Origin of the sequence: Vannielia litorea, assembly GCF_019801175.1 — a bacterium.
Classification (GTDB): Bacteria; Pseudomonadota; Alphaproteobacteria; order Rhodobacterales; family Rhodobacteraceae; genus Vannielia; species Vannielia litorea_B.
In genome coordinates this window covers 1,188,979-1,211,404 of the sequence record NZ_JAHVJR010000001.1, presented here as the reverse complement: position 1 = coordinate 1,211,404, position 22,426 = coordinate 1,188,979, and the positions used below count along the sequence as shown (strand labels likewise).

Below are 22,426 nucleotides of genomic sequence, written 5' to 3'. Positions count from 1 at the left end.
CGGCGCGAAACCGGGGCGTTTGCATTACTGCCGTAATATGGTGCGGGTTACACCGCTTCCTGCGCCTCTGCCTTTCCCCGTGCGGAAAGCTCCTCAGCCACCAGAAACGCGAGTTCCAGCGATTGCGATGCATTCAGGCGCGGGTCGCAGGCCGTATGGTAGCGCGAGCCGAGGTCTTCGTCGGTCACGGCGCGCACGCCGCCGGTGCATTCGGTCACATCCTGACCGGTCATCTCGAAATGCACACCGCCCGGGATGGTGCCTGCCGCGCGATGGGCCGCGAAGAACTCGCGAACCTCACTCAGCACCCGGTCGAACGGCCGGGTCTTGTAGCCCGAGTCCGACTTGATGGTGTTGCCGTGCATCGCATCGCACACCCAGACCACGTTGGCGCCTTCGCTCTTCACCACGTCGATCAGGCGCGGCAGGTGCTCTTCCACCTTGCCGGCACCGAAGCGGGTGATCAGGGTCAGGCGGCCGGCCTCGTTTTTCGGGTTCAGGTCGGCCATCAGCCGCTTCAGGTCGTCGGCTTCCATCGTCGGGCCTGCTTTCAGGCCGATGGGGTTGATGATGCCCTTGCAGAACTCCACATGCGCGCCATCGGGTTGCCGTGTGCGGTCGCCGATCCAGACCATGTGGCCCGAGCCCGCCACCGTCTGCCCTGTGGTCGAATCGACGCGGGTCAGCGCCTCCTCGTACTCGAGCAGAAGCGCCTCGTGGCTGGTGTAGAAATCGACCGATTGCATCGCATGCACCGAGTCGCCGTCGATGCCCGCCGCGGTCATGAAATCCAGAGCGTCTTGGATCCGGTTGCTGAGGTCTCTGTAGCGTGCCGCGCGGTCCTCATCCGCGAAGCCCGTCGTCCAACTGTGGACGCGGTGGATATCGGCAAAACCACCCGTCGAGAAAGCGCGCACGAGGTTCAGCGTCGCCGCCGCTTGAGTGTAGGCCTGAAGCATCTTCGCCGGGTCCGGTATCCGCGCTTCAGGGGTGAACTCCAGCTCGTTGATGATATCGCCCCGGTAGGAGGGCAACTCCACGCCGTCCTTCACCTCGACCGGCGCAGAGCGCGGCTTGGCAAACTGACCCGCCATGCGGCCAAGCTTCACCACCGGCACCTTCGCGCCAAAGGTCAGCACGATCGCCATCTGCAACATCACCTTGAAGGTGTCGCGGATGTTGTCGCCGCTGAACTCGGCAAAGCTCTCGGCGCAGTCGCCACCCTGAAGCAGGAAGGCCTCGCCACGGGCGACCTTGCCCAGCTCTGCCCGAAGGCGGCGCGCCTCGCCCGCGAACACCAGCGGCGGATACTTTGCAAGTTGGGCCTCGACCGCGTTCAGCGCCGCCGCATCGGGATAGTCCGGCATCTGAACCCGGGGCTTGCTGCGCCAGTCAGATTTCGTCCAGGTCTTGCTCATCGTCTCATGTCCTCTGGTCTGCCCGTGCCCTCCCCGGCACGGGATAAGGCCTGCCTTATAGGCCGCTGCCCCTCTTTGGGCCACCCCTGATCAGATTTTCTGCGCCGCACGCTCTTGCGCCCTATGTCAAATCCTGATTGCCTCTCGGGCGGGGTCAATATCTAGCCTGGAGCCAGACAGATGCGGCGTCCTGATACGCAAACTCTGGTGGTGGAAGCACCGGCCAAACCGCGCCGCTTTGCATTCCTGCTTGTGCCGGATTTTTCGCTGCTCAGCTTTGCGGGCGCCATCGACGCCCTGCGCCTCGCCAATCGCACCGCTGGAGCCCAGCTCTACACATGGCAACTCATCTCCGAGGGAGGCGAGGCTGTTGCCGCCTCCTGCGGCTCGGTCTTTCAGGTCGACGGCGGGCTCGACGACCTTGCGCGTGACGAGGTGATCCTCGTCTGCGCCGGTCTCGACGTGGAAGAAAAGGCCACGCCCAAGGTGCTGGCATGGCTGCGCAAACAGGCCCGCCGCGGCCTCGCTGTGGGCGGCCTCTGCACCGCTGGGTACCTGCTTGCCAAGGCAGGCCTGCTCGACGGCAAGCGCGCCACGATCCATTGGGAAAACGCTGACAGTTTCACCGAAGAATTCGACGAGGTGCGGTTGACCAAAACCGTCTTCGTCCATGACGGCAACCGGATGACCACCGCTGGCGGCACAGCCTCCATCGACCTGGCGCTCCAGATCATCGCCGAGGACCACGGCGAAGAGCTGGCCAACACCGTGGCCGACCAGCTCATCTACAGCTCCATCCGCACCGATCAGGATACCCAGCGCCTCTCGATCCCCACCCGGATCGGGGTCCGCCACCCCAAGCTCTCCCGGGTGATCCAGATCATGGAGCAGAATCTTGAAGAGCCGATCAGCCCCGCACTGCTCGCCGATGAGGTGGTGCTTTCCACCCGCCAACTCGAACGCCTGTTCCGCCGCTACCTCAACCGCAGCCCCAAGCGGTATTACATGGAACTGCGGCTCCAGAAGGCGCGCAACCTGCTGATGCAAACCGACATGTCGGTCATCAACGTGGCGCTCGCCTGCGGCTTCACCTCACCCTCGCACTTCTCCAAGTGCTACCGGGCGCAATACCAAACCACGCCTTACCGCGAGCGCGGCTCCCACGGCGCGCGCCTCTCGGTATGATCACCACGCGGCGCCTCACCTTGCGCCCCGCCGAACCCTGTGATCTGCCCGCCCTCCACGCGATCTTTTCGGACACCGAGGTGATGCGCCATTGGTCCACCCCGCCGGATGAAACCATCGACGCCACGGCCGACCGGTTGGAGGGCTTCATGCGCGGCGAGCGGGAGCTGGGGCCCGAATTTATGATCCTCCACGAGGGTCACCTGATCGGCCGCATCGGCCTTTGGCGTAAATGGGAGGTGGGCTATATCCTCGCAAGAGCGGCATGGGGCAAAGGCTTTGCCTCGGAAGCGCTTGAGGCCATCACCGCCGAGGCCTTCGCCCGCCACCCCGACTGCCCCGCCATCACCGCCGATATCGACCCACGCAACATCGGCTCCGGCCGTGTGCTCGAAAAGGCGGGCTTCGTCGTGACCCACCATGAAAAGAACACCTTCTGCATCAATGGCGAATGGTCCGACAGCACATACTACCGGCTCGACCGCCCCACTCCATGACCCGTCTGTCGGTGATCCTCGGCGGTGTAATCGTCCTCGCCGCCACAGCCTTCATGCTGGTTGGTGGCTATAAGTTCCTCACCTTCACAAAGGCACTCCGTAGCTGGGGTGCTGAAGATACCTCGGGCCTCCCACAGGTTCCATTCTCAGAGGTCCTCTCGACCAATCTGACCACGGTCGATTTTTTGGTGTTCAAAGACGGCCCACGCGGTTGGTATCTGGTCGATGACCCGGCGCTCCACAACGAAACGGAAATCGGCTTCTACGGTCGCCGTTTCCTCGGCCACCTCACCAACACCGCCCCGGTCGCGACCTACTGCGAGGGCGATACAGACGCAAAGATCATCTGGGCCGTGCGAGACGCCCGCGAAACCGCCGCCATGGCTTATTGCAACGTCTCCCGCATGGACTTCACCCCGCTCCTGCCCTACGCCCAACCCGTGTCTCTGACCGACGAAGAGGTCACAGAATCCACGCTGAATGCCCTTCGCGCCGAAATCGCAGCCGACCCCTCGCGTCGCTTCGTCGACGTCCCACCAGCACCCCTGCCCTTCAGCCACCTCCGCAGCCTGCGTCCGCCAATGCTCTGGTCACAAGACCCGGGCGCCAACGAGGCGATGACGGAGGCCATCGCCGAGGCCATGGAGGGCGCACCCCACTCGCTGCACATTCAGAACGACCGGGTAAACTATGCCTCCTTCTACCCCGAAGGCAGCACAGACATGGTCTACGGCTCCTTCATCGAAACGGACGAAGGCCGCGCCGTGCTCAACGGCCTCTACCTCTATGCCCCCTACATCGAAGTCTCTTGCGCCCTGGCAGATTGCGCCAAGCTGGACGGGTTGGATCTGGCACACCTCATTGCCTCCTGGCGCCCGTCCGCTCCCCTTTCCGCCGCACTCGCTGCACCGGTTCCGCTCCCCAACGAAAGCACCGGCCCCGGCACCAGTCCGCGCGACCCGGAACAGCCAAACCACGGCCTTCTCCTGCCGCGCCCCGACGACATGGCAGACACAGCGACCCTCATCGCCGAAACCCGCGCAATCAAAACCCGCGTGCGCTACATTTCCTTGAAAGACGACTAGCGGCTCAGCGCCTTGCCCAAGCGCGGCAGCCGCGCCTTCTTCAACAGCGCGCGCATCTCCCAGGGCTCGCCCGAGAGCCGCTCGGCCTCTGCCCGCACCGCCTCAGCCACGGCCTCCATCCGGGGCCGGTCCGCCTCGGCGAACCCCAGCATAAGCCCGTCTGGGTCGGCCCGCATGAGCCCTTCCTCAGCCAGCACGTTGCGCGGAAAGTCCTTGGCGTTCATCGTCACGATGCCGTCCGCCGAGCCCGCCACGGCAGCCGCAAGCACATGCACATCCGCCGGGTCGGGCAGCCAGAGGCGGGCCTCCAGCCCCGGCTCCACCTTCACCTCCGCCCGCGGCCAGGCCGCCCGCAGCAGCGCAATCTCACCCTCCGCCTGCACTCCCTCGCCCGGCCCGCGCTTCAACGCCGCGCGGCGCCATTCTTCGAGGATCCGGGGCGACCAGAGCGGGGTGAAGAACCCGGCTCCCGCCGCGCCCACCAGCAGCTCGCGCATCACCGTCGGGTAGAGCACGCAGGCGTCGAGGCAGAGCTTCACGGTAGCAGCCGGTAGGTCAGCGCCTTCAAATACCCAGACTCGGCCAGTTGCGGCAGCGTCGGATGATCGGCAGCGGCATAGCCGGTGCGTAAAAGCTGGGCCGACCGCCCTGACCGCCCGATACCCCGGGCGCAGGCGTTGCCGAACTTGCTGATCTCTGCCGCATGCGAGCAGGAGCACAACGTGAGAATGCCCCCCGGCGCCACCAACGTCGCGGCAAGCCGGGCGACCCGCTCGTAGGCCCGAAGCCCCTGTGTGAGCGCTTTCTTGGAGGGCGCAAAAGCAGGCGGATCACAGATCACCACGTCAAACTGTGCGCCCTCCTCCGCCAGCGCCTCGAGCGTGGCAAAAGCATCGCCCTTGCGCTTCGAGAACCGCGCCGCCAAGCCGGAAGCCTCCGCCCCGGCCTCCGCCAACTCGAGCGCCGGTTGCGAGCCGTCCACCGCCAGCGCGCTCTCGGCCCCCGCCGCCAGCGCGGCCAGTGCAAAGCCCCCGACGTGGGAGAACACATCCAGCACCCGCGCGCCCTTCGCCAACCCGGCCGTGAAGGCATGGTTGTCGCGCTGGTCGTAGAACAGCCCCGTCTTCTGCCCACCCATGAGGTCGGCCATATAGGTTGCACCGTTCATCGGCACCGGCACAGGCCCGTCGGGTGCCACGCCCCGCGCCACCTCAAGCACCTCCGGCAGCCCCTCGAATTTGCGCGCCCGGCCGGTGCCATTAAGGATCACGCACTCAGCGCCCGATACTTCCAAGGCAGCGTCTGCCAGCATATCGAAACGGACGTCTGCCCAAGCCGCGTTCGGCTGGATCACGAGAGTCGCACCGAAGCGGTCGATAACAACGCCCGGCAGCCCGTCCGCCTCGGCATGAACCAAACGGTAATAAGGTTCTGCAAACAGCCGATCACGAAGGTCCACCGCGGCCTGCAGGCGCTTCAAGAACCATGCCTTGTCGATCTCCGCGCCGCAGTCAGCGTCCAGCACCCGCGCCGCAATTCTGCTCTCAGCGGTAACTGCCACCAACGCCAGCGGGCTGCGGCTTGCATCTTCAAGCACGGCAACCGTGCCCGGAGCGATCGCCCGTGTCCGCCGATCGAGTACGAGCGCGTCGGAGTAAACCCATGGCGCACCATGGCGAATAGCCCGCGCGTCAGCTGCGGGCTTCAATCGAATGACTGGACGGGTGTTTGGATCAGGCTGGGCATCACTCATAGGCCTGACCTATCCGGTCAGGCGCCCGCCGAAAAGAGCTGTCACCGATAGCTGCCGGTCGACCAGACAGCGCGGCTGTCGAGTTGCTGCACCGGCGTGGTGCCAACGGGCGCCGAGGAACAGGCAGCCAGAGCCGAGAGGGCCAGCGCAATCAGGGTGATTTTCGTTTTCATCATCGGTTTCATCCTTTGAGGCTCAACGCAGAGCCCGAACTGCTCGTTCCATCCATACGTCAGAAGACGCGCCCGTGGGGCGTTGGCGTGCATTGTTGCACATTTTGCTTACGCAAGGGTAACCTGCGTGCAACACCGGCGGCTTTTTGCCGCCGCCGGTGGCGCGTGCGGTCAGATCAACCGGCTGCAGAGCCTGCCGAAAGCTCTGCGGCAAAGGTGTTTGCCAGATGTTGGGTGATGCGGGCCTTCTGCCCCCAGCCCTTGGCTTCCATGGCCACGGCCTTGGTCCCACCATAGGCTTTCAGATCGGCAACAATCTTCCGGCTCTCCAGCACGGCACCGGTCTGTGGGTCGATCATCGTCATCTCGAACTTGATCGAATGGACGCCGCCAATGGTATAGCGAGTCTTCTCGGTCAGCGAGTGAAAGCGCAACACTTCGATCTCGACATCGACCTCTTTGCCAGCGTTCAGGCGCACCGCCCCGCGGCCCAGTGCCTCCTCGAAGATCGCAGCGACCTGTTCGTGGCGGTCACCCGGCGCATCGCCGCGCCAGACGATATCTGCGTTGGGATAGTAGCTGTTGGCTTCCGAAACGCGGAGCGAGTCCGGCACGTTCACGCGAATATCGCGGATCCTGTAGGCCTGCGCATAGGGCGCCTGCGTTTGTACCGGGGCTGCAACGTCGGTCGTGCCAAGCGGCGCAGAGCGCGCCACCGGAACGGTGGAACGCACGGTGCAACCTGCGGCGGCCAGCACAGTGATGGCGAGAGCGGCGGCAGTCGTCAGTTTGGTCATGATCTCAGTCCTTCCGGCCATTGTTGGCGCATGATCTGCTCATGGCATCAGAGAACCGGGCAATTGGGGCGAGAATGAGAAAATTTTCGTAGAATTGTTCGGTATTCGTCGACAATACCCGCGGGGCGCAGGAGCCCTATCTACCCCGGGTTGCCAACGAGGATGAAGGGCGCCCAATAGGCCGGGTGGCTCCATTTCGGCTGCTGCATCAGCGCAAGCGCCGCCTGCCGCTGCGCTTCCGCCGCTGTCAGCGACGGATCGGCGGCACGACGGGCAAAGATATCTGTCATCAGCGCCACAGCGCTCTGGCTCTCCACCGGCCAATGGCTGACCAACAGCGCCTTTGCGCCCGCATAGAAGAACCCCTGAGCGAGACCCGAGAGCGCCTCGCCGCCGGGTTTGCCCCCCACCGCCGTGTTGCAGGCCGAGAGCACGACCCAATCGGCATTCAGCTTCAACCGGGCAATCTCGGAGACCTTCAGAAAGCCGTCATCCCCTGCCCCCGGCGTCAGCGCCAACGCAGGCTCGTCCATCACCGCACCACCAACCTCGTCGCCTGCCATCAGCCCGTGAGTGGCAAAGTAGAGCACGCGGAACCGGTCCAGCGCCTCTGCCTTCACCGCCGCCTCGCTCGCCGCCGGGCCTTCCAGCACCGCCTCAGCACTGGCCAATACGGCACCCGCCACCGAGCGGGCCTCGTCGGCAGTCTCCGGCAAGGGCGCGAGGCCAGAGCGGAGTTGCGCCGCGCGGGCATTGCTGGCGGAAGCCTCTGCCGCCGGGTCCGCCGCATAGTCCGGGTTGGCCAGCCCGAGAAACGGCTCCGGCGCATGGCCCAACTCGGCACTCAGCGTGGTGATCTGGAGCGACAGAACCGAGGGGATGACCGTCACCGCATGATGCCGTAGCAGCCAGTCAGCCTCGGCCAGCGTGCCGCCCTCAGGCTCCGAGCGCAGCAGGAGCTGCGGCGGCAGAGAGGCCAGCGCCCCACGCAACTCGATATACAAATGCGTGGCCCCCTCAAGCGCCGGCGCGACCTGCCCAAAGGTGAGCGCATAGAGTTCCCTCGCGGCCTCCGTATCAAAGTCCTTCGGCGGCTCACCCGTTGCCGCCTTCAGCGAAAGCGCCGCCCGCACACCCACCTTCAGCTCGATCCCTTCCCGCACCCGTTCCACAAGCGCAGACAATTCCGGCTGGCTGGCAGGGACCGGCGCCCAGGCTGCGCTGTCGGGCGTCAACACCACGATCCGGCTCGCACCCCAGTCTCGCGCGGAGACATCGACGATCACCACCGCCTCCCCCGGCCTCAGGCTCTCACGGGCCTCCTCTGCCGTTGCGGCCATGCCTTCCTTCAGCCCGTTCATCCAAGGGTCGCGGTCCGAGAGTTCGCCGCGCAAGGCCGCCAACTCCGCCACCGTGTCGGACAATTCCGCCTGAAGCACGGCTTCCTCAGCCGGATTGCGCTCTTCGACCGGCAGCCCTGACACCGCGAGCAGCGCGGCTTGCAGCTCGTTCCGGCGGCGGATGCTGTCGGTATAGGCCCGCGCCGCCACGCCTGCGCCTTCCTGTGCCAGCGCAAGCCTTTGCCGCAACATCAGCGTGCTGGTCGAGGCCACTGAAAGATAGCTCGACTGAACGGCGCGAAAGGCCTCCTCCGCCGCATTGACCGCGGTCATCTTTCCACTCGCCTCGGCAGCCGCAAGCGCATCGAACCACGGACCAGACATGGATGTGCCAATCTCGGCAGACCACCGCGCCAACTCCAGCGCCCGCTCCCAGCGGTTCTCTTCCATCGCCAGTGTCGCAGCCCACGTGAGAGGCTCCGACAAGGCCGGATGGGTCCGGCCCAAGGTCTCTTCCATATTGGTGATCACCACATCGAGCAGGCCCTTGCCGATGTCGTAATAATCGCTGCCCGGCCCCTCGCGGGTGAGCACGAGGGCAATCATCGCGTTGGTCTCGTTGGTCTGACGCGCCTTGAACCCATAGATCGCCTCTGCAAGTTTGGCGCTTTCCAGCAGCACCTCCCCGGCGAGATCCACGTAGCCGAGCTGCCCCGCCAAGCGCCCGGTCATGTAGAGCAGCGACTGCAGCTCCGGGTGATCGTTGCCAAAGAACTCCCGCGTTGCAGGCACCGCCTCGGCGTAGAGCATCACCCCCTCGTCATACCTGCCAAGCTTTTCCGCCATCCGCGCCGCGTGCTTCAGCGCATTGACCCGGTGCCGCCCGGCCCGCATCCCCTCGGTCTCTTTCAGCCCTTCGGCGACCGCTTGGAACTCTTCCATCGCCGTTTCGTACTTTCCCGTGCGCTCCAGCAGCCCGGCAACATTCGAGCGGGAGAGCAGCGTCGTCACCGCGTTTGGCCCATAGTAGCGCCGGGCAAACTCATAGGCTTCCAACGCATAGGGCATCGCCTCGCCCGCCCGATGCGCGTTCGAGAGCGCCATCGCCATGTTCATCCGGGCCCGCTGCGCCTCAGGGTGGTCGCGCCCGTGGTGCGTAACCCAAAGTTCGAGCACCTCCGCGCTCATCCGGATGCCCTCTTTCTGGCGGCCCAGCCGAGCGAGGATCTGGGCCACAAGAGCGTGATTCAGTAGCGCTCGTTCTGAATGCGGCCCAAAGGCGGCATCGAGTGAGGCCTGCAACGCCTCGGCCAGCGGCAGGGCTTCCTCATACTGGCCGCTGGTGAACACATCGAAGACTGACTGCTCTTCCGCATCCGCAGCGATCTGCTCCGGCGTCTGCTGCGCAAGGGACGGCTGGGCTAAACCGAGCGCTAGGCAAATGCAGAGGGCGCGCAGCCGCTTCACCGGTCCGGATCTCCCACGAGGATGAACGGTGCCCAGTAAGCCGGATGTCGCCACTCTGGCCGTGGCCCGTCGATCATCGCCAGCATCGCTTGCCGCTGCGCCTCTGCCGCACTCAGCTCAGGGTCGTTCGCACGGCGGGCGAAAATATCGGTCATGAGGCTCACCGCCGACTGGCTCTCCACCGGCCAGTGGCTCACCAGCAGCGCCCGCGCCCCGGCGTATAGGAACGACTGGGCCAAACCACTCAAAGCCTCCGCGCCCGGTGTGTCCCCGACAGCAGTGTTACAGGCCGAGAGAACGACCCAATCAGGGTTCATCCGCAAATGCGCAATCTCCGAGGCCGTCAGCAGCCCGTCTTCCCCGCCCCCCGGCGTCAATGCCAACGCGGGCTCCTGCACCACGAGGTCCTTCACCTCATCGCCAGAGACCAGCCCGTGCGTAGCAAAGTAGAGCACCTTGAACCGCTCCAGATCGGCCCCCTTGATCGCCGCCTCGCTTGCCTCCGCCTGTTGCCAAACGGTCTGCGAGCCCATCGAGCCCGCCACCGCCTGCACCTCGCCAAAAGTCTCCGGCAACGGCGATAGCGTCCCGCCCCGGTTCGACGACGCCTGCACCGGCGCTTCGCCGTTTGGGTCAAAAATAGGGTTGGCCACGCCGAGGATCGGCTCGGGGGCGGTTGGCGCGTCGCGCGCGATATCCATCGCCCGCATCGAGAAGACACTCGGGATCACCGTGATCGCGTGGTGGCGCACCATCCAGTCCGCCTCCTCCAGCGAGCTGGCAGGCCGGCGGACAAGCAGTTGCGGCGGCAGCGCCGCCATCGCCCCGCGCAACTCCACATAAAGATGCGTCTTTCCCTCAAGGTTTTTCTCGACGACGCCAAAGGTCTGTTCATAGAGCCAGTGCGCCGCCTCCAGCGCAAATTCGCCCTCCGCATGGCTGCTGCCCGCCTTGAGCGCCGTTGCCGCCCGCACGCCCAGTTGCACGTTCACCGACGCCCGCAGCTCAGAGACTTTCTCGGCAACCTCGGTCGGGTCCAGCGGCATCGGCAGCCAGAAACGCTGATCGGCCGTGATGACAAAGATGAAATCCCAATCGTCCGGCCGCGGACCGACATCGAGCATTACCACCGCCTCTTCGGGGCCAAGCAGCGACTGGGTTTCCTTCACGGTGATCATCCCGTCCGAAAGCAGGGCGGTAAAATCCGGGGCCGCGGCGTATAGCTCATCGGTCAGCCGCTTCTTTTCGCGGCTGAGCGCGGCCAGCTCCGCCGTGAGACTGCGCTCGCGCGTCGGGTCGCGTTGTTCAACCGGCGTTGTCATCAGCGCGGCGTATTCGGTCTGCAAAGCCTCCTCGCGGTCATTGCTGTCGGTTATGGCCCGGTGCATCGCCGCCGCCGGACTGTCGCCCAGGGTCAGCCGGGCAACCATCTGATAAAGCGCGTGGCCCGCATCGGTCTGACTGGTCTCCTGGGCAATCCGGAAGCTCTCGTCGATTACCTCACCCCAACTCCAGGCTTTCTTTACCCCTGCCGTATCCAACGCCTCCAGCAGGGTCTGACGGCTGGCATTTCCCAACTGCTCCGCCCTCAGCGCGGCCCTCACCGCACCGTCCCAATCGCCCACGTCCGAAAGCACGGCGGCGAGGTTGAGCTCCGTCATCCCCCAGCTTTCATGTGCGCCGCCGCCCGGCCCAGCAGGAAAAACCGCATGAAACATCTCGGATGCTGCCTGCAACATCGCAAGGCCCTCAGGGAAGGTCTCAGCATCGGGGCCGCCGCGCAGGTAGTAAAGCGCATGAACGCTCATCGCCCGTGCCGTGAAGGGGTTGTCCGCCCCGTAGATGGCGTCGATCTGCGGCATCACCTGCCGGATCACCGCATCCATACCGTCATAGTCGCGCACGTCCACAAGGTATTCGGCCAGTTTCAGTTTGTGGGCGATGGTCTCCAGATCGGCAGGCCCGTAATAGGTCTCAACCCTCGGAATGGTATCCCGCAACTGCTCCAACGCGGCCTGATCTTCACCTTTGGCCTTCAGTAACTCTGCAACATTCACGGACATCGAAATAGCCGCACGGTAAAGCCCACCGCTGTTGGGGTTGTTCTCCTCCACGATGTTCTTTTCGAGCCCCGCAAGCGACGTCCGGAAAAGATCGAGCGCCTCCTGCCCGTAGTTCTCCGCCCGCAGCATCTCGGCCACGTTGCCGCGCCAGATATTAGCCACGTAACCATCCGGCCCGTGCAGCGCCTCGGCCACGCTCACCGCTTCGATGGCCAGCGGCAGGGCCTCACGCCGCCTGCCTACAGCGGCAAGCGAGGTCGCAAGGTTCATTTGCGCGATGGCGTGGGAGGGATGGTAAACAGTTGAAACCTTGCGGAACCTCTCCCAGATGTCGCGCCGCATCTCCAGCTCTGTCGCGCGGTCCCCCTGCCGCTGGCGCATTGAGGCGATTTCACCCTCGACCACCAGCAAGATCGGCGTGTTTTCGGGGTATATCTCCCGCCCGCGCGCCAGGACCTCCCGTAAAAGCGCCTCTGCCTCCGCCGGACGGTTTTCGAAGCCAAACCTGTCGGCCTCTTCATGCATCGCTTGCAATTCAGGCGGTAACTCCTGCGCTACCGCGGGCTGCGCGAATACAAGGCAAAGAAACAATACAAATGGCTTCATGGCTTGAAATATCCCCACACCGCGCTCCATGGTCAAAGGGAATTGCATGACAAATCAGGTCACGGTTTGCACCGTTAGCGCTAACGGAGTAAGCTGAAGCCAGCCAGAATCGCCAGCCCGGAGGCCCGCTCCCTTGCCGCTCAACTCCAAGATCGCCGAAGTCACCGACCGCATCATCTCCCGCTCCGCCGAAGCACGTGGCGCCTATCTCGAGCGGATCGGCAAGGCCGCCGAGGCCGGTCCGGTGCGCGCGCATCTGAGCTGCTCCAATCAGGCGCACGCCTATGCCCCTATGGGCGAGGATCAGGCTGCGCTTGCAGGCGGCACGGCCCCCAACATCGGCATCGTCACCGCCTATAATGACATGCTCTCCGCCCACCAACCCTTCGAGCGCTTCCCCGAGATGATCCGCGCCGCCGCCCGCGCCAAGGGGGCAACGGCCCAAGTGGCAGGCGGCGTGCCTGCCATGTGCGATGGCGTTACCCAAGGCCAGCCCGGCATGGAGCTATCCCTGTTCTCTCGGGACGTCATCGCGCTGGCCGCCGGTGTCAGCCTCAGCCACAACTGCTTTGACAGCGCCATTTACCTCGGCGTCTGCGACAAGATCGTGCCGGGCCTCATCATCGCCGCCGCCACCTTCGGCCACATCCCGGCGGTCTTCCTGCCCGCAGGCCCGATGACCTCCGGCCTGCCCAACGATGAAAAGGCCAAGGTCCGCCAGCAATTCGCCACCGGCGAAGTGGGTCGCGACAAGCTGATGGAGGCCGAGATGGCCTCCTACCACGGCCCCGGCACCTGCACATTCTACGGCACGGCCAACACCAACCAGATGCTGATGGAGTTCATGGGCCTGCACCTGCCCGGCGCGTCCTTCGTGAACCCCAACACGCCACTGCGCGACGCCCTTACCGTCGCTGGCACCGCGCGCGCGCTGGAGATCACGGCGGCGGGGAATGACTATCGCCCCGCAGGCCAAGTCCTTGATGAAAAAGCCTTCGTCAACGGCATTGTCGGCCTTATGGCGACCGGCGGCTCCACCAACCTCGTGCTGCACCTGCCCGCCATGGCCCGCGCCGCGGGCGTGATCCTCGACCTGCAGGATTTCTCCGACATCTCCGAGACCGTCCCTCTGATGGCCAAGGTCTACCCGAACGGCCTCGCTGACGTGAACCACTTCCACGCCGCAGGCGGCCTGCAATACCTCATCCGCCAACTGCTCTCCGAAGGCCTGCTGCATGACGACACGCTCACCGTCTCCGGCGAGGGCCTAGGCAGCTACGTTGAAGAACCCAAGATCATCGACGGCAAGCTCACATGGCAGCCCTCCGCTGTGGACAGCCAGAATGACAAGATCCTCCGCCCCGCCACCGACCCCTTCCAAAAGACCGGCGGCCTGAAGGAGCTGAAAGGCTCGCTCGGTCGCGGGGTCATAAAGGTGTCAGCGGTAGCCCCCGAGCGCCACGTGATCGAGGCGAAGGCGCGCGTCTTCCACGACCAGCATGACGTGAAGAAGGCCTTCCAGGCCGGTGAATTCACCGAGGATACCGTGGTGATCGTCCGCTTCCAGGGCCCCAAGGCCAACGGCATGCCCGAGCTCCACAGCCTCACACCGCCCCTCGCGGTGCTTCAGGATCGCGGCCTCAAGGTCGCCCTCGTCACCGATGGCCGCATGTCCGGCGCCTCCGGTAAGGTGCCGGCTGCAATCCATGTGACCCCCGAGGCCGCGATGGGCGGCCCGATTGGCAAGGTGCAAGACGGAGACCTCGTCCGCGTCGATGCAGCTTCCGGCACGCTCGACATTCTGACCGAAGGCTGGGAGTCCCGCACCCCCGCCTCGCCCGACCTTACACCCAATAAATACGGCATCGGCCGCGAACTCTTCGAGGCCTTCCGCCAGTCCGTCGGCGCCTCCGATGAAGGCGCGGCGGTGGTCGTCTGAACAAGGAACACCATCATGACCCCCGCTGAAGCCTCTGCGAAGACAAAAGAAATCTGCGCCCTCGCCCCCGTGGTCCCGGTGCTGGTGGTGGATGACGTGGCCCATGCAGCCCCGCTCGCCAAAGCGCTGGTCGCTGGCGGCCTGCCCGCGCTCGAGGTCACCCTGCGCACCCCCGCCGCGCTCGATGTGATCCGCGCCATGAGCGAGGTCGAAGGCGGCGTGGTCGGCGCAGGCACCCTGCTCACACCCGAAGATGTCAAAAACGCCGTCGCCGCCGGTGCCAAGTTCGGCGTCAGCCCCGGCGCCACCGACACCCTGCTCAAAGCCTGTGAAGACGCTGGCCTGCCGCTCCTGCCCGGCGCGGCCACTGCGACGGAGGCGATGGCCCTGCTCGAGCGCGGTTACACGGCGATGAAGTTCTTCCCCGCGGAAGCCTCGGGCGGCGCCCCCGCCCTCAAGGCCATCGGCGCGCCGATCCCGCAGATCAGCTTCTGCCCCACCGGCGGCGTGAGCCTGAAGAACGCCAATGACTACCTGAGCCTGTCCAACGTCATGTGCGTCGGCGGCTCTTGGGTCGCGCCAGGAGACAAGGTCAAATCCGGCGATTGGGACGGTATCACCGCCTTGGCAAAAGAGGCCGCCGCCCTCCCGCGCTAAGCTGGACAGAGCTGGCGGGACTTGTCCCGCCACCATGGGCCCTATTAGACACAGCCGATGAGGCAGGCGTCTGGTACGCGCTACTCCCGCCGCCCGCGCCAGCCGCCACGGCGCTTGGGCGTCATATCGGCCTCCATCGCCTCCTGCAGCACGACAGACATCGGATGCTCCGGCGCCCGCCGACCGTAGTGCTCGTAAAGCGAGCGCAGTGCCATGCTCTGCTCGGTTTCATCCGGCAGGCTCAGGGCCCAGTCGAGAAAGATGCTGCGGGCCTCGCCCGGCCCAACGCCCTCCATCCGATAGGCCTCACGGATGAGCCCCTTGTGGTCAAAGCGTGCCGTTTCGTCGATCTGTGCCATCAGGCCTCCTGTTCCGCGCCACCAAGCGCCGTATCGATCACCCGGGCCGCCATTCGGGCGGCCTCATCCATCTGTTCTGCGAGAGGTTTCAGCCCCTCGATCCCGGTTTCCCGAGCAAAAAGCGCCCTAGCGCCCTCTCCCAGAGCCTCCGTCTCCAGCGGCCCGGCGGTCAGCAACCGCGCGCAGCCCTGCACCTGCCGCATCAGAGCATAAGTCTCCGCGAGCTGTGCGGTGTCCCCCTCCAGCGCCCCAGCGACCAACTGCGCCTCCACGCGTCGGTCGGGCACGCCCCCAAGCAGCGCCGCCGCCTGTGCCGCCAGTTCGATATCCTGCATCCGTCCCGGCCCGATCTTGGCCTCCAGCCCGCCGCCCGTGCCTTTCGCCTCGAAGATCCGCGCCCGCATCTCTGCCACATCGGCCAGCACCTTGGTGCGGTCTTTATCCGCCGCCAGCACTTCGCAACGCACCGCCTCGACCTCTGCCGCCAGCGCCTCCGCCCCGCAGATCACCCGCGCCCGGGTCAGCGCAAGGTGCTCCCAGGTCCAGGCTTCCTCGCGCTGGTAGGCCGCGAAAGCCGAGAGCGAGGTCGCCACCGGCCCGGCGTTGCCCGAGGGCCTGAGCCGCATGTCCACCTCGTAGAGGCGCCCTTCCGCCATCAGCGCCGTCAACGCCGTTACCAGCGCCTTGGTGAGCCGGGCATACCACGCGCCCGCGGTGAGCGGGCGCTTGCCCTCGCTGCTCTCCACACCCGCCGCGTCATAGATCACGATCAGGTCGAGGTCCGACTGTGCATTGAGCCAGCCCGCGCCGAGCGAGCCCATGCCGAGCACCACGGCCCCACGCCCCGGCGCCGCGCCGTGCCGTGCCGCGTGTTCGGCCTCCACCACCGGAAACACTGCTCTCAGGACCGCCTCGGCCAGCAGCGCATATTGCTCGCCCGCCACCAAGGCGCTGGCATGGCCCCGCAACAAGTGCACGCCGATCCGAAAGTGCCACTCCTTCATCCAGCGCCGCGCGGTGTCGAGCTTGCCTTCGTAGTCCTCCACCCGCGCGATCTCTTCGGCCAGCTGCGCCTCCAGCACCGGCACCCCCGGCCAATCGGCAAAGAAGTCGCCGCCGATCACCGCATCGAGAACGCCCGCGTTTTGACTGAGATATTCGGCCAGCTCCGGCGCCGTGGCGCAGATGTCCACGATCAGGCCCAGCAACTGCGGGTTGGAGGCGAAAAGCGAGAAGATTTGCACCCCTGCAGGCAGCCCCCGCAGAAACCCGTCAAACGCCGAAAGCGCCTCTTCCGGCTTGGCCGCGCCACCGAGCTGCGCCATCAGTTCGGGCCGGATGCGCGCAAAGAGTTCGCCCGCGCGGGTCGAGCGAAAGGCGGCATAGCCCTTCCAGCGCGACATGATCTCACGCGCCGCCTCACCCCACTCCGGGGCTTCCTCCTCGATGGTCCGCTTCCGCCCCGGCGCAAAGAACCCCTCGGTAAGCCCGGCCACCCGCTCCAGCCGCTCTTCCAATTGCGCCCTGAAGGCCGCCGTGTCGCCCTCACCCGCCAGCCGGGCCACCCGCTCGATCCCCGCGGCGTCCTTCGGCAGCGCGTGCGTCTGCTGGTCATGCACCATCTGGATCCGGTGCTCCAGCTCCCGGTGCGCCCGGTAATCGGCACTCAGCTGTGCGGCCTCCTCCGCGCCGACCCAACCTGCCTCCGCGAGCCGTGCGAGCCCCTCGACCGTTCCACGCACCCGCAGGTCCGGGTCGCGCCCACCGGCGATGATCTGCCGCGTCTGGGTGAAAAACTCGATCTCCCGAATGCCGCCGCGCCCCAGCTTCAGGTCGCGCCCCTCCAGTGCCGTGCCGTGCAGCCCCTTATGCTCCCGGATCGCCAGCCGCATGTCATGCGCATCCTGAATGGCCGCGAAGTCGAGATGCTTGCGCCAGATGAACGGACGGAGCCGCTCGAGGTACCCCGCGCCTTCCTTGAACGCGCCCGCACAAACCCGCGCCTTGATGTGCGCGGCCCTCTCCCATGTGCGCCCGAGGCTCTCGTAATACCGCTCTGCCGCCTCCATGCTCAGGCACACCGGCGTCACGCTCGGGTCCGGCCTAAGCCGCAAATCGGTGCGGAAGACGTAGCCCTCCGCCGTGTTGTCACTCAGAAGCTTCGCCGCCTCCCGCGTGGCCCGAACGAGGCTGGTGCGCAGCTCGTGAAAGTCCCGTTCCGGCCAGCGGTCCTGATCGAAGAGCACGATCAGGTCGATGTCAGAGGAGTAATTGAGCTCATGCGCACCCATCTTGCCCATCGCCAGCACGAAGATGCCGCACAGTTCCTCGTCCACGTCCTCAGGCTCGAGGATAGACTTGCGCCGCGCCGCCTCCTGCTCCAGCGCCCGGCGCCACGCAATCTGCACCGAGGCATCAGCCAGATCGGTCAGCGCGCCGGTCACCTTCTCCAGCGGCCAGACCCCGCTTAGGTCCGCAAGCGCGGTAAAGAGCGCCAGCCGCCGCTTGGCCACCCGGAGCGACACGCCAACATCGCCCTCTGCTGCCTCTGCCAGCACCGCGGGCACCACATCCTCAACTGGCCCGGCCAGCGCGCCTTCCAGCCAGCGCGCCTCCTTGGCCAGAAGGCCCGCAAGGTAGGGCGACGATCCGGCCATGCCGTAGAGCAGCCGCGCCACATCGCCCCCGGCCCAGCCCGCGTTGTCGAGCGCAGCGTCAGCGGCAGAGGCGTCCACGGCGATCGGCAGGCGGGTGATACGGCTCTCGAATTCCATGTGTCTTCTTCTCCCGCCCGTGCGGCACCGTCAACGGGTGCAAATAAACCCACGCTCCCCCCTTGTAGCAGGCCCTGCGCCCCATGATATCCGCCCAAGCCCCCTTTGAGGTTTTCTCCCATGCTTTTCCTCACTCTGGCCGCCGGCCTCGCTCTGCTGATCCTTGGCGGCGAAGTCCTGCTGCGCGGCGCGGTTGCGCTCTCTCTGCGGCTCGGCCTCTCACCGCTTTTCGTCGGCCTGACCGTGGTCGGCTTCGGCACCTCCACGCCCGAACTTTTTACCTCGCTTCAGGCGGCCTACTCCGGCGCGCCCGATATCGCGCTGGGCAACGTCATCGGCTCCAACATCGCCAACGCCCTGCTGATCCTCGGTGCCGCCGCTCTGATGGCACCCATCGTCGTGCGCCGCGCCGCATTGCTGCGCGATGGCGCGGCGGTCATGCTGGCCACACTTGCCTGCCTCGGGCTTGCCATGGCCGGCAGCTTCACCCGCCTCTCCGGCGTGCTGCTCCTCGCCGGTCTGGTGGCCTACCTCGTCTATGCATGGAAGACCGAAGCCGCCGAAGGCCCCGATCCTGAGCTTGAAACCGGCGCCCGCACGCTCTCGCCCGTCGCGGCGTTCGCCCTCACCGCCGTCGGCATCGCCCTGACTCTGCTGGGCGCCCGGTTTCTCGTCTCCGGCGCGATTGACCTTGCCACCACGCTCGGTGTCTCCGAGGCGGTGATCGGCCTCACCATCGTTGCCGTCGGCACCTCCCTGCCCGAGCTTGTCACTTCCATCATGGCCGCCCGCAAAGGTCAGCCCGAACTGGCGCTGGGCAACGTGCTGGGCTCCAACATTTACAACATCCTTGGCATTCTCGGCGCCACCGCCCTGCTCGCCCCGGCCCCGCTGGATGCAACCGCCATGATCCCCGATGCCATGGTCATGCTCGCCGCCACCGCGCTGATGCTCTTTCTCGCCACCACCGGCTGGCGCATCACCCGCAAGGAAGGCGTGGCACTGGTCGCGCCCTACGCCGCCTATATCGTCTGGCTGGGCGCGGCATAGCCACTTGCCGCCGCGCCCGCGCCGCGTAGGGTGGGCGCAAACCCACCAAACGAGGCCCGAGCATGTCAAAATCCCTCAAGCGCGTCCGCGCTGCACTCGAAGCCGCAGGCCTGCCCGACACGACGCGCGAAATGCCCGAAAGCACCCGCACGGCCGCCGAGGCCGCAGCGGCCGCGGGCTGCGAGATCGACCAGATCGCCAAGTCGATCATCTTCGCCGGGGAGACGAGCGGCGCGCTTTACCTCTTTCTCACCGCAGGCGGCAATCAGGTCGATCCGGCCAAAGCCAGCGCGGCGGCAGGCGAGCCGCTCACCCGCGCTGATGGCAAGGCCGTGCGCGACATCACCGGCTTCGCCATCGGCGGCGTCGCCCCGATCGGCCACCTGACCGCGCCAACAGCCTTCCTCGACCCACGCCTTACGGAGTTTCCCTCCGTCTGGGCCGCAGCCGGCACCCCGCGCCACATCTTCGAGATCGCCCCGGCCGAGATGGGCCGGCTGGCGGAGGCCGCGCCGACCGAGTTCACCCAATGATCCGCGCCGCACTCGCAGCTTTGGCGCTGGCCACTTCGCAGGCCGCCGCCCAAGACAAGCCGCTCCCGATCCCCGCGGGAATGGAGCCGCTCGTCATCGCCATCGTAGAGCCGGACTCGCAGGGCGAAGTCGAGACCTTCGGGCCAATGCTCCGCGAACTGGTCATACGGGCGGAGCAAGCCAACGGCACCGGCCCGGAAGACGGGCACGAGACCCTCTCGGACCAACTCCGCTGGGCGCGCAAAACCGTTGGTCTGCGCCTCATCCTGTCCGACAGTGAAATTGCGCAAGGCTGGGCCGCCCGCGCCGATCTCGGGCACGGTTGCATCGGCTTCCCCGCGGCCCTTACCGCTTACTGGGGCACCACCTCGCAAGACGCGTCGCCTCAGCAAATCGCGACACTCTCCACCCTTGCGCGCTCGCCCGTTTCTTTCACCAGCAACCCCGAAATGGTGGCCGCAACCTACCACCAACTGGTTTCCAACGCCGCAGTAGCCCTGCCCGAAACGCTCGTGGATTCGCTCCTCGAGAACGGCCCCGCCGCTATCCCAGAGGGCACAGGTTGCCGCGAGTAACCGCATTTCTCGTGTAAATGTAAAAAACATTCACATTTACCCTTGAACCCCACCTCCCCAGCCCCCATCTCCCGTAATGTGAAAAACATTCACATAAACAAAAACCGAAACGGAGATACCCTGATGAACACCGCCCAAACCGCCACCGTCACGCACCAGCCCGGCTGGTTCGCCCGTGCCGAAGGCTGGCTGGACGAGCGTGGCAAGGGAGCCTGGATCGCAGCCATGGTGCTGGGGTTCATCTTCTTCTGGCCCGTAGGTCTCGCCCTTCTCGCATACATGATCTGGAGCAAACGCATGTTTTCCGGCAAATGCGCCGTCCGGCGCTCCCACCACCATGAAGCCCACCGGATGAACCGTCGCCACGGCTTCCGCTCCTCGGGCAACACCGCCTTCGACGCCTACAAGGCCGAAACCCTGCGCCGCCTCGAAGACGAGCAGGACGCCTTTGAAAGCTTCCTCGAGCGCCTCCGCGCCGCCAAGGACAAGCAGGAGTTCGATGCCTTCATGGACGACCGTGCAAAGGCCGCCCAGACCTCGGATGACGAGGATGATGACACCGGTGCCGAGCCCGCGCTCTCCGAGCCGCGCTAAGCCCGGCGTCCAACAAACAACGGAACGAGGCCGGCGCATCAAGCGTTGGCCTCCCAACGGCCCGCCGCGCATCCCCCCTGTCGCGGCGGGCCCACTTCAAAACCGCAAGGAGACACCGCACATGTCCACCATGGACAGCATCACTTCCCTCCCCGACCCGGAGCTGAACCCCGAGTTCTACGCCGACACACCCGCCAAGCGCTTCTTCGCATGGCTGGTCGACGGGGTGATGATCTTCCTCGTGACCCTGCTGGTGCTTCCCTTCACCGCCTTCACCGGGCTGCTGTTCTACCCGCTGTTATGGCTGGTGATCTCCTTCGCCTACCGCACCATCACCCTCGCTTCGGGCTCAGCCACATGGGGCATGCGCCTGATGTCGCTCGAAATGCGTACCTTCCGGGGCGAGCGCTTCGGCCTCGGCGAGGCGTTTATCCATACGCTGATCTACTCGGTGGCGATCTCGACCTTCTTCGTGCAGGTGATCTCGATCGTCCTGATGCTTACCACCGCCCGCCGCCAGAGCCTGGGTGACCATCTTCTGGGCAGCGTCGCCATAAACCGCGCCGCCGTCCGCCGCTGACGCGCGGTTCTCGCTGCACGGCAGCATTTTCGCCGCGCCTCCCCCATTCTGGGGGCTTGGCGCGGCGTCATACCACTGTTACCGTCCTTCAGACCGCTCCAAACCGCCAGACTGCCTCTTGCGCCATACGCTTCCCATCGCGCCCCAGTTCTACGTGACGGCCCCGCAGCCCTGCCCTTACCTTGAGGGCCGGATGGAGCGAAAGCTCTTCACCGCGCTGCAGGGCGAAGGCGCCGAGAAGCTGAATGACACGCTCTCCCAGCAAGGCTTCCGCCGCAGCCAGAACGTGCTCTACCGTCCTTCCTGCGCCGATTGCTCCGCCTGCATGTCCGCCCGCATCCGCGTGGCCGACTTCACGCCCTCCAAAAGCCAGCGCCGGGTGGTCCGCCGCAACGCAGAACTGGTGCGCAAGGCCAACAGCCCCTGGGCCACCGAAGAGCAATATGCCCTCTTCCGCCGCTATCTCGACCAGCGCCACGCCGATGGCGGCATGGCCGATATGGATATCTTCGAGTTCGCCGCCATGATCGAGGAGACCCCGGTCAAGAGCCGGGTCATCGAGTATCACCTGCCCGCCGAGGCCGAGGGCAATGACACGGGCGAAGACAAGCTCGTCGCCGTCTGCCTCACCGATGTGCTCGAAGACGGCGTGAGCCTCGTCTATTCCTTCTTCGAGCCGGATCTCGAGAAGCACTCGCTCGGCCGCTACATCATCCTCGATCACATCGCCATCGCCCGCGAGGCCGGGCTGCCCTACGTCTACCTCGGCTACTGGGTGCCGGATTCTCCGAAGATGGGCTATAAGGCCAGCTACGGCGCGCTCGAAATCTATAAGGGTGGCAGCTGGCGCGACCTCGGCAACCCCGATGCCCACCGCGAAGACATGCACCCACTCTCGGTCGATCCTATCGCCGAACAGGTCGCCCGCATCCGCCTCCCTGACAGTCGCCCGGCCACCAAACGCCGCTGATCGCGACACAC

Annotated in this window: 20 protein-coding genes; 11 read left to right on the top strand and 9 right to left on the bottom strand. The window is 65.7% G+C overall.

What is annotated here, in order from left to right; all coding sequences use genetic code 11:
• Window positions 1-47: 47 nt before the first annotated feature.
• The gene (locus KUV38_RS05955) at window positions 48-1,418 is read right to left on the bottom strand and encodes a class II 3-deoxy-7-phosphoheptulonate synthase (protein ID WP_222469170.1); all 1,371 of its coding nucleotides are present in this window, start codon (window positions 1,416-1,418) and stop codon (window positions 48-50) included.
• 180 nt (window positions 1,419-1,598) lie between these two features.
• Here KUV38_RS05955 and KUV38_RS05950 point away from each other — a divergent pair, with 180 nt between their 5' ends.
• The 3 genes from KUV38_RS05950 to KUV38_RS05940 are packed head-to-tail and all read left to right on the top strand — an operon-like array spanning window position 1,599 to window position 4,185.
• On the top strand, window positions 1,599-2,603 hold the full coding sequence (locus tag KUV38_RS05950) for a GlxA family transcriptional regulator (RefSeq protein ID WP_222469169.1): 1,005 nt from the start codon (window positions 1,599-1,601) through the stop codon (window positions 2,601-2,603).
• Window positions 2,600-3,100, top strand: coding sequence for a GNAT family N-acetyltransferase (locus KUV38_RS05945; RefSeq protein ID WP_222469168.1), 501 nt, complete (start codon window positions 2,600-2,602; stop codon window positions 3,098-3,100). The genes KUV38_RS05950 and KUV38_RS05945 overlap by 4 nt, the downstream gene beginning before the upstream one ends.
• Window positions 3,097-4,185: a hypothetical protein gene (locus KUV38_RS05940; protein ID WP_222469167.1), complete on the top strand. Its 1,089-nt coding sequence runs from the start codon at window positions 3,097-3,099 to the stop codon at window positions 4,183-4,185. The genes KUV38_RS05945 and KUV38_RS05940 overlap by 4 nt, the downstream gene beginning before the upstream one ends.
• On the opposite strand, the gene KUV38_RS05935 is transcribed toward KUV38_RS05940, so the two are convergent.
• The 6 genes from KUV38_RS05935 to KUV38_RS05915 all read right to left on the bottom strand — a co-directional run bounded on the left by KUV38_RS05935 (window position 4,182) and on the right by KUV38_RS05915 (window position 12,303).
• Window positions 4,182-4,724: an RSP_2648 family PIN domain-containing protein gene (locus KUV38_RS05935; protein WP_222469166.1), complete on the bottom strand. Its 543-nt coding sequence runs from the start codon at window positions 4,722-4,724 to the stop codon at window positions 4,182-4,184. The genes KUV38_RS05940 and KUV38_RS05935 overlap by 4 nt on opposite strands.
• Complete coding sequence (locus KUV38_RS05930) at window positions 4,721-5,938, bottom strand: RSP_2647 family RNA methyltransferase (protein WP_222469165.1); 1,218 nt, start codon at window positions 5,936-5,938, stop codon at window positions 4,721-4,723. The genes KUV38_RS05935 and KUV38_RS05930 overlap by 4 nt, the downstream gene beginning before the upstream one ends.
• Window positions 5,939-5,979: 41 nt before the next feature.
• Window positions 5,980-6,114 (bottom strand): hypothetical protein, encoded by a 135-nt coding sequence (locus KUV38_RS20865; RefSeq protein ID WP_261385160.1) that lies wholly within the window; start codon window positions 6,112-6,114, stop codon window positions 5,980-5,982.
• A gap of 173 nt (window positions 6,115-6,287) precedes the next feature.
• Window positions 6,288-6,908 (bottom strand): DUF6778 family protein, encoded by a 621-nt coding sequence (locus KUV38_RS05925; RefSeq protein ID WP_222469164.1) that lies wholly within the window; start codon window positions 6,906-6,908, stop codon window positions 6,288-6,290.
• A 140-nt stretch (window positions 6,909-7,048) separates the two neighbouring features.
• Complete coding sequence (locus KUV38_RS05920; RefSeq protein ID WP_222469163.1) at window positions 7,049-9,715, bottom strand: CHAT domain-containing tetratricopeptide repeat protein; 2,667 nt, start codon at window positions 9,713-9,715, stop codon at window positions 7,049-7,051.
• A complete protein-coding gene (locus KUV38_RS05915; RefSeq protein WP_222469162.1) occupies window positions 9,712-12,303 on the bottom strand; it encodes a CHAT domain-containing protein in 2,592 nt (863 codons plus the stop codon). The genes KUV38_RS05920 and KUV38_RS05915 overlap by 4 nt, the downstream gene beginning before the upstream one ends.
• A 214-nt stretch (window positions 12,304-12,517) precedes the next feature.
• Here KUV38_RS05915 and edd point away from each other — a divergent pair, with 214 nt between their 5' ends.
• Together edd and eda are read left to right on the top strand one after the other, a co-directional pair.
• Window positions 12,518-14,323 carry a phosphogluconate dehydratase gene (edd, locus tag KUV38_RS05910; RefSeq protein ID WP_222469161.1) on the top strand — a complete coding sequence of 602 codons (1,806 nt, stop codon included), beginning with the start codon at window positions 12,518-12,520 and terminating at the stop codon, window positions 14,321-14,323.
• A gap of 15 nt (window positions 14,324-14,338) precedes the next feature.
• Window positions 14,339-14,980 carry a bifunctional 4-hydroxy-2-oxoglutarate aldolase/2-dehydro-3-deoxy-phosphogluconate aldolase gene (eda, locus tag KUV38_RS05905; protein ID WP_222469160.1) on the top strand — a complete coding sequence of 214 codons (642 nt, stop codon included), beginning with the start codon at window positions 14,339-14,341 and terminating at the stop codon, window positions 14,978-14,980.
• 80 nt (window positions 14,981-15,060) lie between these two features.
• Here the strand turns inward: eda and KUV38_RS05900 are convergent, their stop codons facing one another.
• The gene (locus tag KUV38_RS05900) at window positions 15,061-15,339 is read right to left on the bottom strand and encodes a hypothetical protein (protein WP_222469159.1); all 279 of its coding nucleotides are present in this window, start codon (window positions 15,337-15,339) and stop codon (window positions 15,061-15,063) included.
• Complete coding sequence (gene glnE, locus KUV38_RS05895) at window positions 15,339-18,113, bottom strand: bifunctional [glutamate--ammonia ligase]-adenylyl-L-tyrosine phosphorylase/[glutamate--ammonia-ligase] adenylyltransferase (protein ID WP_222469158.1); 2,775 nt, start codon at window positions 18,111-18,113, stop codon at window positions 15,339-15,341. Before glnE ends, KUV38_RS05900 begins: the two co-directional genes overlap by 1 nt.
• Window positions 18,114-18,233: 120 nt before the next feature.
• Between glnE and KUV38_RS05890 the strand changes: the two genes are divergently transcribed.
• From KUV38_RS05890 to KUV38_RS05865, 6 genes are all read left to right on the top strand, one after another.
• Complete coding sequence (locus KUV38_RS05890) at window positions 18,234-19,163, top strand: calcium/sodium antiporter (RefSeq protein ID WP_222469157.1); 930 nt, start codon at window positions 18,234-18,236, stop codon at window positions 19,161-19,163.
• 62 nt (window positions 19,164-19,225) lie between these two features.
• Complete coding sequence (locus KUV38_RS05885; RefSeq protein ID WP_222469156.1) at window positions 19,226-19,696, top strand: YbaK/EbsC family protein; 471 nt, start codon at window positions 19,226-19,228, stop codon at window positions 19,694-19,696.
• Window positions 19,693-20,271 (top strand): transglycosylase domain-containing protein, encoded by a 579-nt coding sequence (locus KUV38_RS05880; RefSeq protein ID WP_222469155.1) that lies wholly within the window; start codon window positions 19,693-19,695, stop codon window positions 20,269-20,271. The genes KUV38_RS05885 and KUV38_RS05880 overlap by 4 nt, the downstream gene beginning before the upstream one ends.
• Before the next feature lie 123 nt (window positions 20,272-20,394).
• Window positions 20,395-20,865, top strand: a complete 471-nt coding sequence (locus KUV38_RS05875; RefSeq protein ID WP_222469154.1) for a DUF2852 domain-containing protein — start codon at window positions 20,395-20,397, stop codon at window positions 20,863-20,865.
• A 130-nt stretch (window positions 20,866-20,995) separates the two neighbouring features.
• Window positions 20,996-21,445 carry an RDD family protein gene (locus KUV38_RS05870; RefSeq protein WP_222470977.1) on the top strand — a complete coding sequence of 150 codons (450 nt, stop codon included), beginning with the start codon at window positions 20,996-20,998 and terminating at the stop codon, window positions 21,443-21,445.
• Between the two features lie 118 nt (window positions 21,446-21,563).
• Window positions 21,564-22,415 carry an arginyltransferase gene (locus tag KUV38_RS05865; protein WP_222469153.1) on the top strand — a complete coding sequence of 284 codons (852 nt, stop codon included), beginning with the start codon at window positions 21,564-21,566 and terminating at the stop codon, window positions 22,413-22,415.
• Window positions 22,416-22,426: the final 11 nt, after the last annotated feature.

Coding starts and splice junctions, on each gene's coding strand:
- KUV38_RS05925 (WP_222469164.1), bottom strand. CDS start 6,908: ATGACCAAACTGACGACTGCCGCCGCTCTCGCCATCACTGTGCTGGCC.
- KUV38_RS05915 (WP_222469162.1), bottom strand. CDS start 12,303: ATGCATGAAGAGGCCGACAGGTTTGGCTTCGAAAACCGTCCGGCGGAG.
- KUV38_RS05930 (WP_222469165.1), bottom strand. CDS start 5,938: ATGAGTGATGCCCAGCCTGATCCAAACACCCGTCCAGTCATTCGATTG.
- KUV38_RS05940 (WP_222469167.1), top strand. CDS start 3,097: ATGACCCGTCTGTCGGTGATCCTCGGCGGTGTAATCGTCCTCGCCGCC.
- KUV38_RS05950 (WP_222469169.1), top strand. CDS start 1,599: ATGCGGCGTCCTGATACGCAAACTCTGGTGGTGGAAGCACCGGCCAAA.
- eda (WP_222469160.1), top strand. CDS start 14,339: ATGACCCCCGCTGAAGCCTCTGCGAAGACAAAAGAAATCTGCGCCCTC.
- KUV38_RS05870 (WP_222470977.1), top strand. CDS start 20,996: ATGGACAGCATCACTTCCCTCCCCGACCCGGAGCTGAACCCCGAGTTC.
- KUV38_RS05890 (WP_222469157.1), top strand. CDS start 18,234: ATGCTTTTCCTCACTCTGGCCGCCGGCCTCGCTCTGCTGATCCTTGGC.
- KUV38_RS05885 (WP_222469156.1), top strand. CDS start 19,226: ATGTCAAAATCCCTCAAGCGCGTCCGCGCTGCACTCGAAGCCGCAGGC.
- KUV38_RS05955 (WP_222469170.1), bottom strand. CDS start 1,418: ATGAGCAAGACCTGGACGAAATCTGACTGGCGCAGCAAGCCCCGGGTT.
- KUV38_RS20865 (WP_261385160.1), bottom strand. CDS start 6,114: ATGATGAAAACGAAAATCACCCTGATTGCGCTGGCCCTCTCGGCTCTG.
- glnE (WP_222469158.1), bottom strand. CDS start 18,113: ATGGAATTCGAGAGCCGTATCACCCGCCTGCCGATCGCCGTGGACGCC.
- KUV38_RS05900 (WP_222469159.1), bottom strand. CDS start 15,339: ATGGCACAGATCGACGAAACGGCACGCTTTGACCACAAGGGGCTCATC.
- KUV38_RS05880 (WP_222469155.1), top strand. CDS start 19,693: ATGATCCGCGCCGCACTCGCAGCTTTGGCGCTGGCCACTTCGCAGGCC.
- KUV38_RS05875 (WP_222469154.1), top strand. CDS start 20,395: ATGAACACCGCCCAAACCGCCACCGTCACGCACCAGCCCGGCTGGTTC.
- KUV38_RS05945 (WP_222469168.1), top strand. CDS start 2,600: ATGATCACCACGCGGCGCCTCACCTTGCGCCCCGCCGAACCCTGTGAT.